Origin of the sequence: Flavobacterium zubiriense, assembly GCF_041729725.1 — a bacterium.
GTDB lineage: Bacteria > Bacteroidota > Bacteroidia > Flavobacteriales > Flavobacteriaceae > Flavobacterium > Flavobacterium zubiriense.
Genome location: NZ_JBCFQL010000006.1, coordinates 34,071 through 48,107, shown reverse-complemented (window position 1 = coordinate 48,107; position 14,037 = coordinate 34,071). Strand labels below are relative to the sequence as shown.

Here is a 14,037-nt window from a genome sequence, read left to right as displayed (position 1 = left end):
CTCCTCTGAAATTTAGAGGAGTTTTAAATAATTATACGCGTTTTAGTAAAATTCAAAAGAATTATTTAACGTTTTCACCTCTATCGGGTAAAAATAACAAAAAATCGTTATGATTATTTATTAATACGTTTTATTTATCAAATAAAAATCAGCTAGTACAATTGCCGCCATTGCTTCAACAATAGGCACTGCACGAGGCACTACACAAGGATCATGACGCCCTTTGCCTGTCATTTCGGTAATGTTCCCTTTATTATCTAAGGATTCTTGTTTTTGCATAATAGTTGCCACTGGTTTAAAAGCTACTTTGAAATAGATATCCATTCCGTTGCTTATTCCACCTTGGATTCCACCTGAAAGATTGGTTCTTGTGGTACCATCAGCATTGTATAAATCATTATGCTCACTTCCTTTCATCTTAGAACCTTCAAAACCACTACCAAATTCGAAACCTTTTACCGCATTGATTGAAAGCATTGCTTTTCCTAATTCGGCATGTAATTTATCAAAAACAGGTTCTCCAAGTCCCACAGGAACATTTTGAATCACACAAGTAACCACGCCTCCTACTGTATCTCCCTCCTTACGAATTTGTTTAATATAATCTTCCATTGTTGCAGCCATTTCTTGGTCTGGACAACGTACTGGATTGCTTTCAATTTTAGAAAAATCCAATTCTTGATAAGGAGTTTCTATTGAAAGGGGTCCTACCGCAGAAACATAAGCGTGAATCTTAATATCAGACAACATTTGCTTAGCAATTGCTCCAGCCACTACTCTACTTGCTGTTTCACGAGCTGAACTTCTTCCACCACCGCGATAATCTCTAAAACCATATTTTTGATCATACACATAATCGGCATGACTAGGTCGGTAATTATCTTTTATATGCGAATAATCATCTGATTTTTGATTGGTATTTGGAATAATAAAACCTATTGGCGTTCCAGTTGTTTTTCCTTCAAAAATTCCAGATAAAAACTGCACATCATCTGGTTCTTTTCTTTGCGTAACAATAGCTGATTGTCCAGGTTTTCTTCTAGACATTTCTAGTTGAATAGCATCAAAATCTAATGCAATTCCTGATGGACAACCATCAATGATTCCTCCTAAAGCTTCACCATGTGATTCTCCAAAAGTTGTTATTCTAAATAGGGTTCCGTAACTATTTCCTGCCATTACAATTAATTTTGAACAAAAGTACCATTTTAGTTTTAGCTTTAAAAATTAAAGAATTAAAGTTTTACATCTTAACTAAAAATTGCTCTTATTCTTTACCAACCATAATTTATTTATTAACCTTCACTTTAAGATAAATTCACATTTGCAGCGTTAATTTGCAAAACAACAAATTAGAAATCAATTGAAAAAAAGAAAAGTTGAAGTAGTTGTAATCTCTGATGTTCACCTTGGAACTTATGGAAGTCATGCTAAAGAATTATACAACTATCTATCGTCTATTAAGCCTGAAATCTTAGTTTTAAATGGTGATATCATTGATATATGGCAATTTAGAAAATCCTATTTCCCTAAATCTCATTTAAAAGTAATCCAAAAAATAATAAGCTTTGCTTCAAAAGGAACTAAAGTCTATTATATTACTGGAAACCATGACGAAATGCTCCGCAAATTTACCGAGATGAATATGGGTAATTTCATCTTAGCTGATAAAGTGGTTTTAGAAATGGATGATAAGAAAGCCTGGATTTTTCATGGTGATGTTTTTGATGCTTCGGTCAATCATGCTAAATGGATTGCAAAATTAGGCGGTTTAGGTTATGATTATTTAATTCTAATTAACCGTTTCTTTAATTGGTGTCTCAACAAAATGGGCAAAGAGCCTTATTCTTTTTCTAAAAAAATAAAAGCCAGTGTTAAAAAAGCAGTCAAACACATTTCTGATTTTGAAGAAACAGCTACCGAATTAGCAATAGAAAACAAATACGATTATGTATTGTGTGGTCATATTCATGAACCTAAAATTTTAAAAAAATCAAATAATAACGGCTCTACTTTATACCTGAATTCGGGAGATTGGGTAGAAAATCTTACGTCTTTAGAGTATAATAGAAAAAAATGGAAGCTCTATCGATATGAAGAATCAAAATATAACGAAACAAAGAATCTCATCGAAAAAGAAGAACTTACTGGAGAACAATTAATTGCATCAATAATACTCTCTAAATAAATCCTTACAATTAATTCATCACAAAAAAAAGTGGGAATTATATAAAAATATATAATTATATCATAAACTTTGCGTTTGATAATATTTGTAAATTTGCCAGTAATAAAACTTTATTTATGAAAAAAATTATTTTATCTGCTATCATGCTAATGGGATTAGCATTTAGCACACAAGCACAAGAAATTTCTAAAAATGCATTAGGTCTTCGTTTCGGAGGAAGCAATGGATTTGGAACAGAAATCTCGTATCAAAGAGGTTTATCTGACAACAATCGTTTAGAATTAGATTTAGGTTGGAGAAATAGAAGTAACTATAAAGGTTATGACGACGATGCTATTAAATTAACTGCGATATACCAATGGGTATGGAATATTGATGGCGGATTCAACTGGTATGCTGGTATTGGTGGTGGTGTTGGAACTTATGACAGATCTTATTCTGATAATAGAGACTACAACGATGATGGTGTATTTGCATTTGCAGCAGGAAACATCGGTATCGAATACGATTTTGATATTCCTTTGTTAATTTCTTTAGATTTCAGACCTGAAATTGGTGGAAATGGTGGTTATTACAACAATAATTACGGTTCTGATATTGCAGTGTCACTTAGATACCAATTCTAATCACAAGAATTACTATATAAAAAATGCCACTAGAAATAGTGGCATTTTCTATTTTACAATTATTTCTTTTTTCGAATTCACTTTCACTATAGTGTAAGGATAGGTAATACTTTGTAACAAAATAGCGCCAGGCTCAGGTAGCAATTCTTTTACTTTAATTATAATTTCCTTATCAGTTTCTATAACATTCTCAACTGTTATGGCATAGCCGCCTGTAGGTTTTTCGCCCATATTCAAAATTACAAAATTAGATTGCTGAACATCAGTGGCATTTATTTTTCCTTTTAATTTTTCATCATTTAAAAGCATTTTAATTTCATTGGGTTCTGATAGAATTTCATAGAAATTAATATTTCCTCCGCCATCATTTTGCTGTAATAAAACTTCATACAAAGGTTTCTCTGCTGAAACTTTTATTGCTGTTTTACATGAAAACAATACTAAAACCAAAAATAACAAAAGAAAACTTTTTTTCATGTCTTTAGAGATTATTATCAGTAGTAATTTATTCCTTATGAGGTCTACTTGAATGTTTACTTTTTTTAGTGTACTTTCTAATTGCTTTTTCGTAAATATCAATATACAAAGGCAAAATATGTTTGATATCAAACTTTTGAGCTACTAATAAAGCATTATCTTTAAACTGAGCCAAAACAGCATCGTCTTTTAAAATTTTCAAAGCATTATCAGCCATTTCATCAACATTACCTACATTACTCAAATAACCGGAAACACCATCAAAATTCACTTCAGGTAATCCACCTGAATTACTAGAAATAACAGGAACGCCCCAAGCCATAGCTTCCAGAGCGGCTAATCCAAAACTTTCGGTTTCGGAAGGCAATAAAAACAAATCCGAATTGCTTAAAATCTTATCAATTTCGTTACTATTCCCAAAAAAGATTACCTTTTCTACAATACCTAATTCTTGGCACAACAATTCGGCTTTTTCCTTTTCCGGCCCATCACCTACCATCAATAATTTGGCTGGAATTTCTTGTTGGATTTTATAAAATATTCGAACAATATCAGGAATACATTTTACTTTTCTAAAATTAGAAATGTGGGTAATAATTCGTTCTTCTGGTTTTGCAATAAGCGTGCGCTGACAAGGAATATTATAATCTTTGATATTTTTATCCAATTCGATAAAATTAGGAACGACATGAATCTCCCTTTTAATATTGAAAAGTTTATAGGTATCCTCTTTTAAACTTTGAGAAACCGACGTTACCACATCTGATTTGTTGATACTGAAACTCACCGCTGGTTTATAATGCGGATGGTTTCCAACTAACGTAATATCAGTTCCGTGAAGTGTGGTAATCATTGGAATTTCGATTCCTTCATTTTTAAGCATTTGCTTGGCCATATAACCGGCATAAGCATGAGGAATGGCGTAATGTACATGCAGTACATCTATTTTATAGAGTTTAACCATATCGACTAACTTACTCGACAGGGCTAATTCATAAGGTTGGTAATGAAATAAAGGATATTCAGGGACATTTACTTCGTGGTAATGAACATTAGGACTTAATAAAGCCAAACGAACGGGTTGGCTATAGGTAATAAAATGAACTTCATGTCCCAAACGAGCTAATTCTAAACCTAATTCAGTAGCCACAACACCACTTCCTCCAAAGGTTGGATAACAAACTATTGCTATTTTCATGTATAAATTTTAGTACTACGAAAGTACTCAAAAAGCAATAAAAAAGAATTAAATTAACTTAAAACTAACTTATTAATCAGACAATATATAAGCATAAAAAAAGGAGAAAAAATTCTCCTTTTGTCATTTTACTAAAAAAATCTACTATGCCAGCTGTCTATTGCAGGCACTTCCCAGGATTCATTGTATTCTTGTATATTGTTAATCAGGTTATTAAAAACAATAGTGTTTTCGGTAACTGCTTTGTCTTTTACCATTTTTTTGAAATCTATTAATGGTTTGTGAGCAATGTGTTCTCCTAATTTAAAAGTTACATTCATTTTATCCAATAAATCAACTTGGTATTTTTGCTCTAAACTTTGAATAAAAACTACCGAAGCATCAATAGAACAACCTGTAGCTGCCTGAACCTCTTGATTTACTGCAATAATTATAAAACGATTGTATTTTAACTGGTAAGAAGCTTCTAAACTAGTACCGTGTGCAGCCCAACTTTCAAGAAACTGTTGCAAATCTTTTTCGATTTCAGAAAATTCGGCATCCGAAAATTTTCTATTCGATTGATAAATCCAAATTCTGGATTCTTCTGGTAAATTTTCAAATGGTACGTACATTTTGATTTAAGATTTTAAATTGTTGATTTTAGATTTTAGATTTCAGATTTAATTTTGAGTGTTAAACCTTTGTTTACAAATCCTGTGCATTAGCGATTAACTCAGCAATATCCATCACTTTTACTTCGCCTTCTTTTTCTTTATTTTTAATTCCGTCCGTCATCATAGTATTACAAAACGGACATCCTGTTGCAATAATATCTGGAGTTGTTTCAAGAGCATCTTCAGTTCTTTCGATGTTGACTTCTTTATTGCCTTTTTCGGCATCTTTAAACATCTGCGCTCCTCCTGCTCCACAACACAATCCATTAGCTTTTGATCGTTTCATTTCGACCAATTCTACATCTAATTTTTCAATTAAATCGCGAGGTGCTTCATATATTTTATTGGCTCTTCCCAAATAACAAGGATCATGAAAAGTGATTTTCTTTCCTTTAAACTGACCTCCTTCAATAGATAATCTTCCGTCATCCAACAAGGATTTTAAAAATTCGGTATGATGAATCACTTCGTATTTTCCGCCTAATTCAGGATATTCATTCTTTAAAGTATTAAAACAATGCGGACAAGCGGTAACAATCTTTTTAGCTTCATACGCATTAAGCACTTCGATATTCATCATGGCTTGCATTTGAAACAAAAATTCATTTCCTGCTCTTTTGGCCGGATCTCCGGTACAACTTTCTTCGGTACCAAGAACAGCAAATGAAACATTGGCACTATTTAATATTCGTACAAATGCTTTAGTGATTTTTTTGGCTCTATCGTCAAAACTTCCTGCACAACCTACCCAAAACAAAACTTCAGGTTGTTTTCCTTGAGCCAGCATTTCAGCCATTGTAGGTACTATCAAATTTTCTGACATATTGTTTGTATTTATCCCCACACCAGCCCTTTCGCCACTGTGAAGAGGGAGCCGAAATTGGAATGTGTTAATTTATAATTATATTTCAAAAATTTTTTTAAAATCATTTTCAGGTTTAATTTTTAATCTTCTCATATTAAAATAGTGTAAAATAGCCATCGAAAATAGACCTAAATTTGCTATTTTAAATATTTCAAAAGGTGCTGATGATGTATAAAGGGTTAAATTAAATATAGGAATTCCAATTAACAGCATATATTTCATCAAATAGTAACCAAATCCAATTGGTTTAATTTCGTAATTAACCTCAGTTTGAATATTGTTTTTAGATTGAATCTCTCCAGAAATAATATATGGTGTCATTTGAAAAATAAAGTTTTTAGTTAATTCAAATTTATTTTTACCATAAGTTCCAAAGAAAATTTTATTTGATTCTCCAAATATAAAAAAAGCACCAAATGGTGTTCCTTTTATTTTTGGATTACCATATTTTGTGTTTTCAGTTAAACGCTCTCTAAATTCTGCAATATTTATTCTTGAAATCATTTTAATATACTAACCAAAGTCACACTCCTACTTTCCAGATTCAACTCCCTCCCCTTCGGGGAGGGCTGGGGTGGGGATTACTCGTTTTTCCAATTCAATCGGTCTTGTTGATTGTAGGGCCAAGGTGCACCATTATTTTCAACATTAGTCATCATGGCGTTTAAAGTTGTTGGTGCAGCGCTTTGTTCCATTACTAAATAACGTCGCATATCCATAATAATCGATAACGGACTAATACTTACTGGACATTCCTCCACACAAGCGTTACAAGAGGTACAAGCCCAAAGTTCTTCGGGAGTAATGTAATCGTTCAATAATGTTTTATTATCTGCAACAAAAATACCTTTATTGGCATCAATATTCTTACCTACTTCCTCCATTCGATCACGAGTATCCATCATGATTTTTCGAGGAGACAATTTCTTACCTGTTATATTAGCTGGACAAACCGAAGTACATCTTCCACATTCAGTACAAGTGTAAGCATTCAGTAATTGTACCCAATTCAAATCTTGAATATCACTGGCTCCAAATTTAGCTGGAACTTCGCCTTCTGTTGGTGCTGGAGCTGCAAATGGATCTGCATTAGGATCCATCATCATTTTTACTTCTTTAGTAACCGCTTCTAAATTATCAAATTCTCCTAATGGTTTTAGATTAGCATAATAGGTATTTGGGAAAGCTAATAGAATATGAAGATGTTTAGAGAAATACAAATAATTCATGAATATCAAAATTCCTACTATGTGCAACCACCAAAACAATTCAGAGAGCATAGCTACTGAATCGTTATTCATTCCATTAAATAATGGTGCTAAAAACTGACTCACAGGAAAAGAACCTGCTTGAATAAAATGGGAATAACCTCCTGAAACGTATTGTAAATGAAAATCAGTAGCGTTCATGAATAAAAACAAGAACATCAATACTAATTCAAAATATAAGATGTAATTGGCATCACTTTTAGGAAAACCTTTTAAATCAGGATTTACAAAACGTTTTAATTTGATTGTATTTCTTCTAATCCAAAAAACAATTACGGCAACAATAACTAATAAGGCTAAAATTTCAAAAGAAGCAATAAGTACATCATAAAAAGAACCTAGAAAAGCAAAAATTCGGTGTGTACCAAATAATCCATCGATAATGATTTCTATTAATTCGATATTGATGATAACAAAACCAACATAGACGATGATATGCAAAATTCCTGCAATAGGTCTTTTTACCATTTTTGATTGCCCTAAAGCAATCATGACCATATTTTTCCATCTTTCTTTTGAATTATCTTTTCGATTGATATCAATTCCTAAATTGATATTTCTGTAGATTTTTTTGATATTCGAAATGAAATATCCAATACCAATAATTAAGATGATGGCAAATAATATATTGTCTAAATAACTCATATTATGCTGTTTTTTTACTTCGAAATGGTATCATTCGCTTCTGGTCCAGTGTATGGTTTATTTTTCTTTCCAAAAACAGAAACATTAATATACCTTGTAGGATATAAACGGACATCTTGAAGTAATAATTCTAATTCTCTAGAGGTTTTAGATAAATTATTATACAATGCGTCGTCTTTTAATAATTTCCCCATAGTACCATTACCTGCTTCTAAATCAGCCATAACACCATTAACTTTTGCTAAAGTAGCATTAAGATTTTTAACTGTTTTTCCTAAATCGGCTTTATTTAATGAATCGGAAATTTTAGCAAAATTACTAGCCGTTCTATTAAAATTTGTAACCGCTCCGTTAATTTGTGTCTTGTTTTGGGCTAATAACGAGTTTACACCAGCAGAAGCTTGATGGAATTGCTCCATTGTTTTACTCAATTCGGCTATACTTCTTTTTAAATCTTCCTGTGTTTTTTTGTCAAGAACATTATTAATTCCAGAAATTAGATTGTCAGCATTAATTAATACTTTTTCAATTTTATCTTGAAGTGGAACTAATTTTTTACTTAACGATTCGGTCATTCCTAATCGCATATTTCCGTTTAATCTATCTCCATTTTCTACAACGGTTTTATCCGAAAAATTAGGTTCGATAGCAATTTGTTTTCCTCCTATAAATCCTGGCTCATAGATTATAGCAAGACTCGATTTAGAGATTGGAAATTCGGTTTTTATTTGCAATTCGACTAATAACTTACCATCTGTGGGATTGATAGTAATTTGTTCTATTTTACCAATTACTAACCCATTTAAAGTTACTGGTGCAGATGTTGCTAAGCCTTCTACGCTGTCGTATTCTACAAATAATGTAGTGTAACTATTAAAAAGATCCTTTCCTTTTAAAAAACTATAACCCCAAATAAATAATAATAATGATGCAATTACTAAAATTGCAGTCTTAATTTCTCTTGTTAGTTTCAAAATATAAGTGTTTAGTGCAAATTTAATATAAATATTAGAACTTGTCGTTATTTAATTGCGTCTTGAATATTGATTTTAATACCATCCTTGTAGGCGACTAAAAATGCAGAGCTATATCCTTTTGCCTTCGCTTCCTCTAGAAGATTTCTTGAAGCCTCATAATCAGTGGTTTCCCCGTAATAATACTTATAATCCCCACCTATTCGCTCCATCGAAATATTGCTTAACCCCTTAAAATTTTTAGGAGCTAACGCTAATTTTTTACTTGAAACAGCTAATTGTACTTTAAAAACAACACCGTCTTTGGTCTGAACTGGAACTTCTTTTTTAGGAACTACTGGATCTTGTACTGGTGTTTCGACTATTCTTTCAGAGGGTTTCACTGCTACTTCCGATGCTTCACCTCCAAAATATTCATTTTTATAGCTAATAATTGCATTAGCGATAGCTCTGGCTATATCATTTTGACCTTCTTCAGAATCTAAAATATTTCCCTCAACATAATTAGATATGAATCCAGTTTCAACTAAAACTCTCGGCATGTAAGCCTTATGCAGCACCATAAATGGGGCTTGTTTTACTCCGCCTGCTCTAATTTTTTTTCCTAAAGCTGCAAAACCATTTTGTATTTTACTAGCTAAAGAAATACTATTGTCCAAATATTCTTCTTGCATCAACGTAAAACCAATCATGGTTTCTGGAGAATTTGGATCAAAACCTTCGTATTTTTCTTTATAATCCTTCTCTAAAGTAATTACCGAGTTCTCCTTTTTAGCCGCTTCTAAGTTAGAAGCAATTTTGCTCATCCCCATTACATAGGTTTCTGTTCCATCGGCTGCTGTATTTCTATTGGCATTGCAGTGAATAGAAACAAAAATATTCGAATTAGCTCTGTTGGCAATATTGGCTCTTTCGACTAAATCTATGAAAACATCTGTTTTTCGAGTATAAATAACAGCAATTTTAGGATGATGCTCTAGCAACTTTCCTACTTTAAGTACAATGGCTAAGTTTATGTTTTTTTCGACGTGACCATTATAAGCAGCACCAAAATCATGTGCGCCATGCCCAGCATCTAGTGTGACTTTAAAAACATCCGATTGACCAAAAGCAGAATTACACATTAAGATTATTAATAATGATAATGTTGTGGTAGTTTTTCTAATTGTAACTGATAATTTCAAAATATTTTTGTTTTGACTCATTAAACTTATTTTCAATTCAATAAATGGAACTATTCTTTCGTTTTAATAATAAATGCTGTTAAATATCCTGCATTCTTAGCTTCTAACTGCATTTTTTTGGCCTCCTGAAAATTTGAAGTTGCGCCATACATATACTTGTAGAGGTTATTTAAAAATTCATACGATATGTTTTTTAAACCTTTAAAATTACTTGGCTCTAATTTTATTTTTTTGGGGCTTGCCAAAACTTGAACTTTATAAATTAAATCTGATGATTCTCCTTTTTTTGAAACTTTTTCATTACTATTTTTTTTATTCGAATCATTATGATAAGAATCATTATCTGATTCTGATGTTCCATAATATTTGCGTTTGTAATCTATAATCGCATCGGCAATTTGTTTTGCCATTTTAGTTTGTCCTTCATTAGAATTCAAAAATTTACCTTCTACTTTATTAGACAAAAACCCCAATTCAATTAAAACACTAGGCATATAAGCTGCGTCTAAAACCCATAATGGCTGTTGTTTTACTCCTCTTGAACTTCTGTTTAATTTTTTTGTAAAATTATTTTGAATTCCAGAGGCTAAACTTATGCTACTATTTAGATTTTCTTCCTGAATCATTGTCAATCCGATCAATGTTTCTGGCTTTTTTGGATCAAATCCTTGGTATTTTCTCTTATAATCTTTTTCCAGTAAAATAACCGAGTTCTCGTTTTTAGCTACTTCTAAGTTCATATCGTGCCTGGACAATCCCATAACAAACGTTTCTGTTCCATGCGGTCCTTCGTTTTTAACGGAATTACAATGTATGGACACAAACAAATTAGCCTTAGCATTATTGGCAACTTTAGGTCTATTAGCTAATTCAACAAATACATCCGAAGTTCGAGTGTATATAATTTCAATATTACGTTCTTTTTTTAGAAAATCTCCAACCTTTAAAACTGTTTTAAGTGCGATTTCTTTTTCTACAAAACCATGATAAGAATTACCGGGATCTTTTCCTCCATGACCCGCATCAAGGATTACTGTAAAAACCTTTGTATTCTGAGAGAAAACGGAACTAAATCCAAACAACATTAGAATTGTTATTAAAAAAAAGTTCTTATAAATGAATTTCATTTTTAAAAGTTAATTTAATTAAAAGCAGTATGCTTAATTTTTTTATTTGACTATTTTTGCCGAAAATAATCTGTAAGTTTGACACTTCAAAAAACAAGCCATAATTTTACAAAAATAGCATTTATACCTTTGCGGACAAACTTATTTCATATCGTTTTATTATCATTCCTCCTTATGTTTGGAGCAACAAACATATATTCGCAAGATATAGTAAAAAAAACGAAACCTATTGCTACACCGCAACAAAAAATAGCTATTGAAGCTAATAAAAACTCTATAATCACTGATACTGACACTCTTAAAACTGAAAAAGACAGTATTAAAACAGACAGTATAAAACCTAAAAAAGCATTTCTTGACGGAAAAGTAAAATACAAAGCAGATCAATATGCTAAAATTGATCAAAAAAGCAAATTAATCACCTTATACGATAATGCCGAACTTTATTACCAAGATATAGAGTTAAAATCGGGAAAAATAATCATGGATTATCAAAAAAATGAGGTTTATGCTGGTAGAATTAAAGATTCCACCGGTAAATACACACAATATCCTAACTTCAAACAAGGCGAAAATGTTATAGAACCCGATTCGATTCGTTTTAATTTCAAGACTAAAAAAGCATTGATTTGGAATTCGAGGACAGATCAAGGTGAATTTAATGTAAAAGCAGCTATTACCAAAAAAGAAAACGATTCAGTTTACTTTTTAAAGGGAGCTCGTTTTACAACATCTACCAATAAAGAAAATCCAGAATATTATTTCCAAACGAGTAAGGTAAAATTTATTCCTGGCAAAAAAGTAATTACTGGTTTAACTCATCTCGTTATTGCCAATGTCCCTACTCCAATTGCCTTGCCTTTTGCTTTTTTTCCAATGAACAAAGAAACAAGTGTTTCTGGATTAATCTTACCCAGTTATAATGACTCCAATAATAGAGGATTCTCTTTGCAAAACGGAGGATATTATTTTGCCCTGAGCGATCACTATGACTTAACGGTATTAGCAGATTATTACACCAATGGAAGTTACGGTATGCGATTTGAATCTTCTTATGCCACCCGATATAAATTTAGAGGAAACGTAAACGTTCGTTTTGAAAACCTTATTAATAGTGAAAGAGGTTATCCAGATTATTCTAAACAAAATATTTACAACATCCAGTGGTCTCATTCTAGAGATACTAAAGCCAATCCTAATTCCAGCTTTTCAGCATCAGTCAATTTAGGAAGTAGTAAATATTTCCAACAATCGATTAACCAGTCGAATATTGGATCTTCATTAAACAACACTTTAAGTTCATCGATTTCTTATTCTAAAACATTCAATATTATACCTCAGGCTCGATTATCTTTATCAGCAACCCATTCTCAAAATACCCAAACGGAGTCAATCAACATGACACTACCTACTTTGCAATTTAGTTTGGACAGGATGTATCCTTTTGTTGGAAAAGACGGCGTAAAGAAAGGTTTCTTTAAAAACATCAACCTGCAATATAATTTAAACGGGCGCAATTACATTACCACTACCGATTCTTTGTTTTTCAAACCCGAAATGTTTAAAGATGCTCAAATTGGTTTCCAACATAGCATTCCTTTAAGCACAAACTTTAAATTATTCAAATATTTTAGTGCTTCTACATCGGTAAATTACGAAGAAATTTGGTACGCAAAAACCATCCGAAAAGAATATAATACTGAACAAAGTGCTGTGATTGACAAAACTGTAAATGGATTTGATGCTTTTAGAACGTACAACTTTTCAAGCAGTATAGGAACCACTATTTATGGAACATTCAATTTTGGTGAGAATAAAAAGATACAAGCCATTAGACACGTCATGCGACCGTCAGTATCTTATGGTTACACTCCCAGCTTTGAGAAATATTATGATACTTACGCCTCTGATGCCAGTGGCACTATGAACAGACAATACACACGTTTTGAAGGCGGTATTTATGGAGTTCCTGGATTGAGTAATTCCAATACAATGGGAATTAGTATTAGCAATACTTTTGAAGCAAAAGTAACTGACAAAGATTCTACTAAAACAGAACCCAAGAAAGTAATGTTGTTAAACAATTTAAACCTTTCTACCAGTTATAATTTAGATGCCGATGGAGTTGTTGCACTAGCTTGGTCACCAGTTAGGGTAAGTACTGGCGCACAATTTTTTCAAAATAAATTAAACGCTAACTTTGCCGCGACTTTAGACCCTTACGCTATTGATAATTCAGGACGAAGAATTAACAAATACAATATTGACAACGAAGGAAGTTTGTTTAGAATGACCAGTGCTAATATAACTTTAAACTATTCTTTATCTAGCAAAGACAAGGACGATAAGAAGGATAAAAAAACGGATCAGACTACTCGAAATGGGGGGCGTGAAGATGATCTTTTTGGTGAGGCTATAGAACTTAATGACAATAGAAAAAGTCTATTTGATGGCAGCGAAGAAGAAGGAGAAGATGTTATTTCAGAATTTTTTAATGCCGAATTGCCTTGGGACATGACATTTGCTTACGCCTTAACTTATAGTAATAACAATCGAGAAAACAGAATTACGGGGAATTCCATAATGATCTCTGCTAATACGGATCTTACTCCTAAATGGAAAGTAGGCGTTTCTACAGGATACGATTTTGTTCAAAAAGGGGTAACCTATACCCAAATGCGTTTTGAACGTGATTTATCTAGTTGGAGAATGTCTTTAAACTGGATGCCTTTTGGCCCTAATGCCAACTGGAATTTCTTCATCGGAATTAAATCAGGTATCTTAAGTGATATTAAATGGGAAAAACGGAATTTCAATAATCGTTAATTC

General features: G+C 32.1%; 13 protein-coding genes. 3 read left to right on the top strand and 10 right to left on the bottom strand.

The genetic code is table 11. The annotated features are described in order from the left end of the window. Nucleotides 1-120: 120 nt before the first annotated feature. Complete coding sequence (gene aroC / locus AAGV28_RS06650; RefSeq protein WP_373406043.1) at nucleotides 121-1,179, bottom strand: chorismate synthase; 1,059 nt, start codon at nucleotides 1,177-1,179, stop codon at nucleotides 121-123. A gap of 184 nt (nucleotides 1,180-1,363) precedes the next feature. Between aroC and AAGV28_RS06645 the strand changes: the two genes are divergently transcribed. Continuing rightward, entirely contained in the window at nucleotides 1,364-2,188 is an 825-nt protein-coding gene (locus AAGV28_RS06645; protein ID WP_373406042.1) for a UDP-2,3-diacylglucosamine diphosphatase, read from the top strand. A gap of 116 nt (nucleotides 2,189-2,304) precedes the next feature. Then, entirely contained in the window at nucleotides 2,305-2,814 is a 510-nt protein-coding gene (locus AAGV28_RS06640) for a hypothetical protein (protein WP_373406041.1), read from the top strand. Nucleotides 2,815-2,862: 48 nt separating this feature from the next. Here AAGV28_RS06640 and AAGV28_RS06635 read toward each other — a convergent pair whose 3' ends face one another. From AAGV28_RS06635 to AAGV28_RS06595, 9 genes are all read right to left on the bottom strand, one after another. Then, nucleotides 2,863-3,291: a protease complex subunit PrcB family protein gene (locus AAGV28_RS06635; RefSeq protein WP_373406040.1), complete on the bottom strand. Its 429-nt coding sequence runs from the start codon at nucleotides 3,289-3,291 to the stop codon at nucleotides 2,863-2,865. 28 nt (nucleotides 3,292-3,319) lie between these two features. Further along, nucleotides 3,320-4,489, bottom strand: a complete 1,170-nt coding sequence (bshA, locus tag AAGV28_RS06630) for an N-acetyl-alpha-D-glucosaminyl L-malate synthase BshA (RefSeq protein WP_373406039.1) — start codon at nucleotides 4,487-4,489, stop codon at nucleotides 3,320-3,322. Between the two features lie 131 nt (nucleotides 4,490-4,620). After that, the gene (locus AAGV28_RS06625; protein WP_373406038.1) at nucleotides 4,621-5,103 is read right to left on the bottom strand and encodes an ABC transporter ATPase; all 483 of its coding nucleotides are present in this window, start codon (nucleotides 5,101-5,103) and stop codon (nucleotides 4,621-4,623) included. 73 nt (nucleotides 5,104-5,176) lie between these two features. Continuing rightward, entirely contained in the window at nucleotides 5,177-5,968 is a 792-nt protein-coding gene (locus tag AAGV28_RS06620; RefSeq protein WP_373406037.1) for a (Fe-S)-binding protein, read from the bottom strand. Between the two features lie 78 nt (nucleotides 5,969-6,046). Continuing rightward, a complete protein-coding gene (locus AAGV28_RS06615) occupies nucleotides 6,047-6,514 on the bottom strand; it encodes a hypothetical protein (RefSeq protein WP_373406036.1) in 468 nt (155 codons plus the stop codon). 77 nt (nucleotides 6,515-6,591) lie between these two features. After that, complete coding sequence (locus AAGV28_RS06610; RefSeq protein ID WP_373406035.1) at nucleotides 6,592-7,923, bottom strand: 4Fe-4S dicluster domain-containing protein; 1,332 nt, start codon at nucleotides 7,921-7,923, stop codon at nucleotides 6,592-6,594. A 14-nt stretch (nucleotides 7,924-7,937) separates the two neighbouring features. Beyond that, nucleotides 7,938-8,897 (bottom strand): MlaD family protein, encoded by a 960-nt coding sequence (locus tag AAGV28_RS06605; RefSeq protein WP_373406034.1) that lies wholly within the window; start codon nucleotides 8,895-8,897, stop codon nucleotides 7,938-7,940. A 47-nt stretch (nucleotides 8,898-8,944) separates the two neighbouring features. Then, nucleotides 8,945-10,021, bottom strand: a complete 1,077-nt coding sequence (locus tag AAGV28_RS06600) for an N-acetylmuramoyl-L-alanine amidase family protein (RefSeq protein ID WP_373406209.1) — start codon at nucleotides 10,019-10,021, stop codon at nucleotides 8,945-8,947. Nucleotides 10,022-10,131: 110 nt separating this feature from the next. Next, the gene (locus AAGV28_RS06595; protein WP_373406033.1) at nucleotides 10,132-11,208 is read right to left on the bottom strand and encodes an N-acetylmuramoyl-L-alanine amidase family protein; all 1,077 of its coding nucleotides are present in this window, start codon (nucleotides 11,206-11,208) and stop codon (nucleotides 10,132-10,134) included. 78 nt (nucleotides 11,209-11,286) lie between these two features. Here AAGV28_RS06595 and AAGV28_RS06590 point away from each other — a divergent pair, with 78 nt between their 5' ends. After that, nucleotides 11,287-14,034: a putative LPS assembly protein LptD gene (locus AAGV28_RS06590; protein ID WP_373406032.1), complete on the top strand. Its 2,748-nt coding sequence runs from the start codon at nucleotides 11,287-11,289 to the stop codon at nucleotides 14,032-14,034. Nucleotides 14,035-14,037 lie beyond the last annotated feature (3 nt).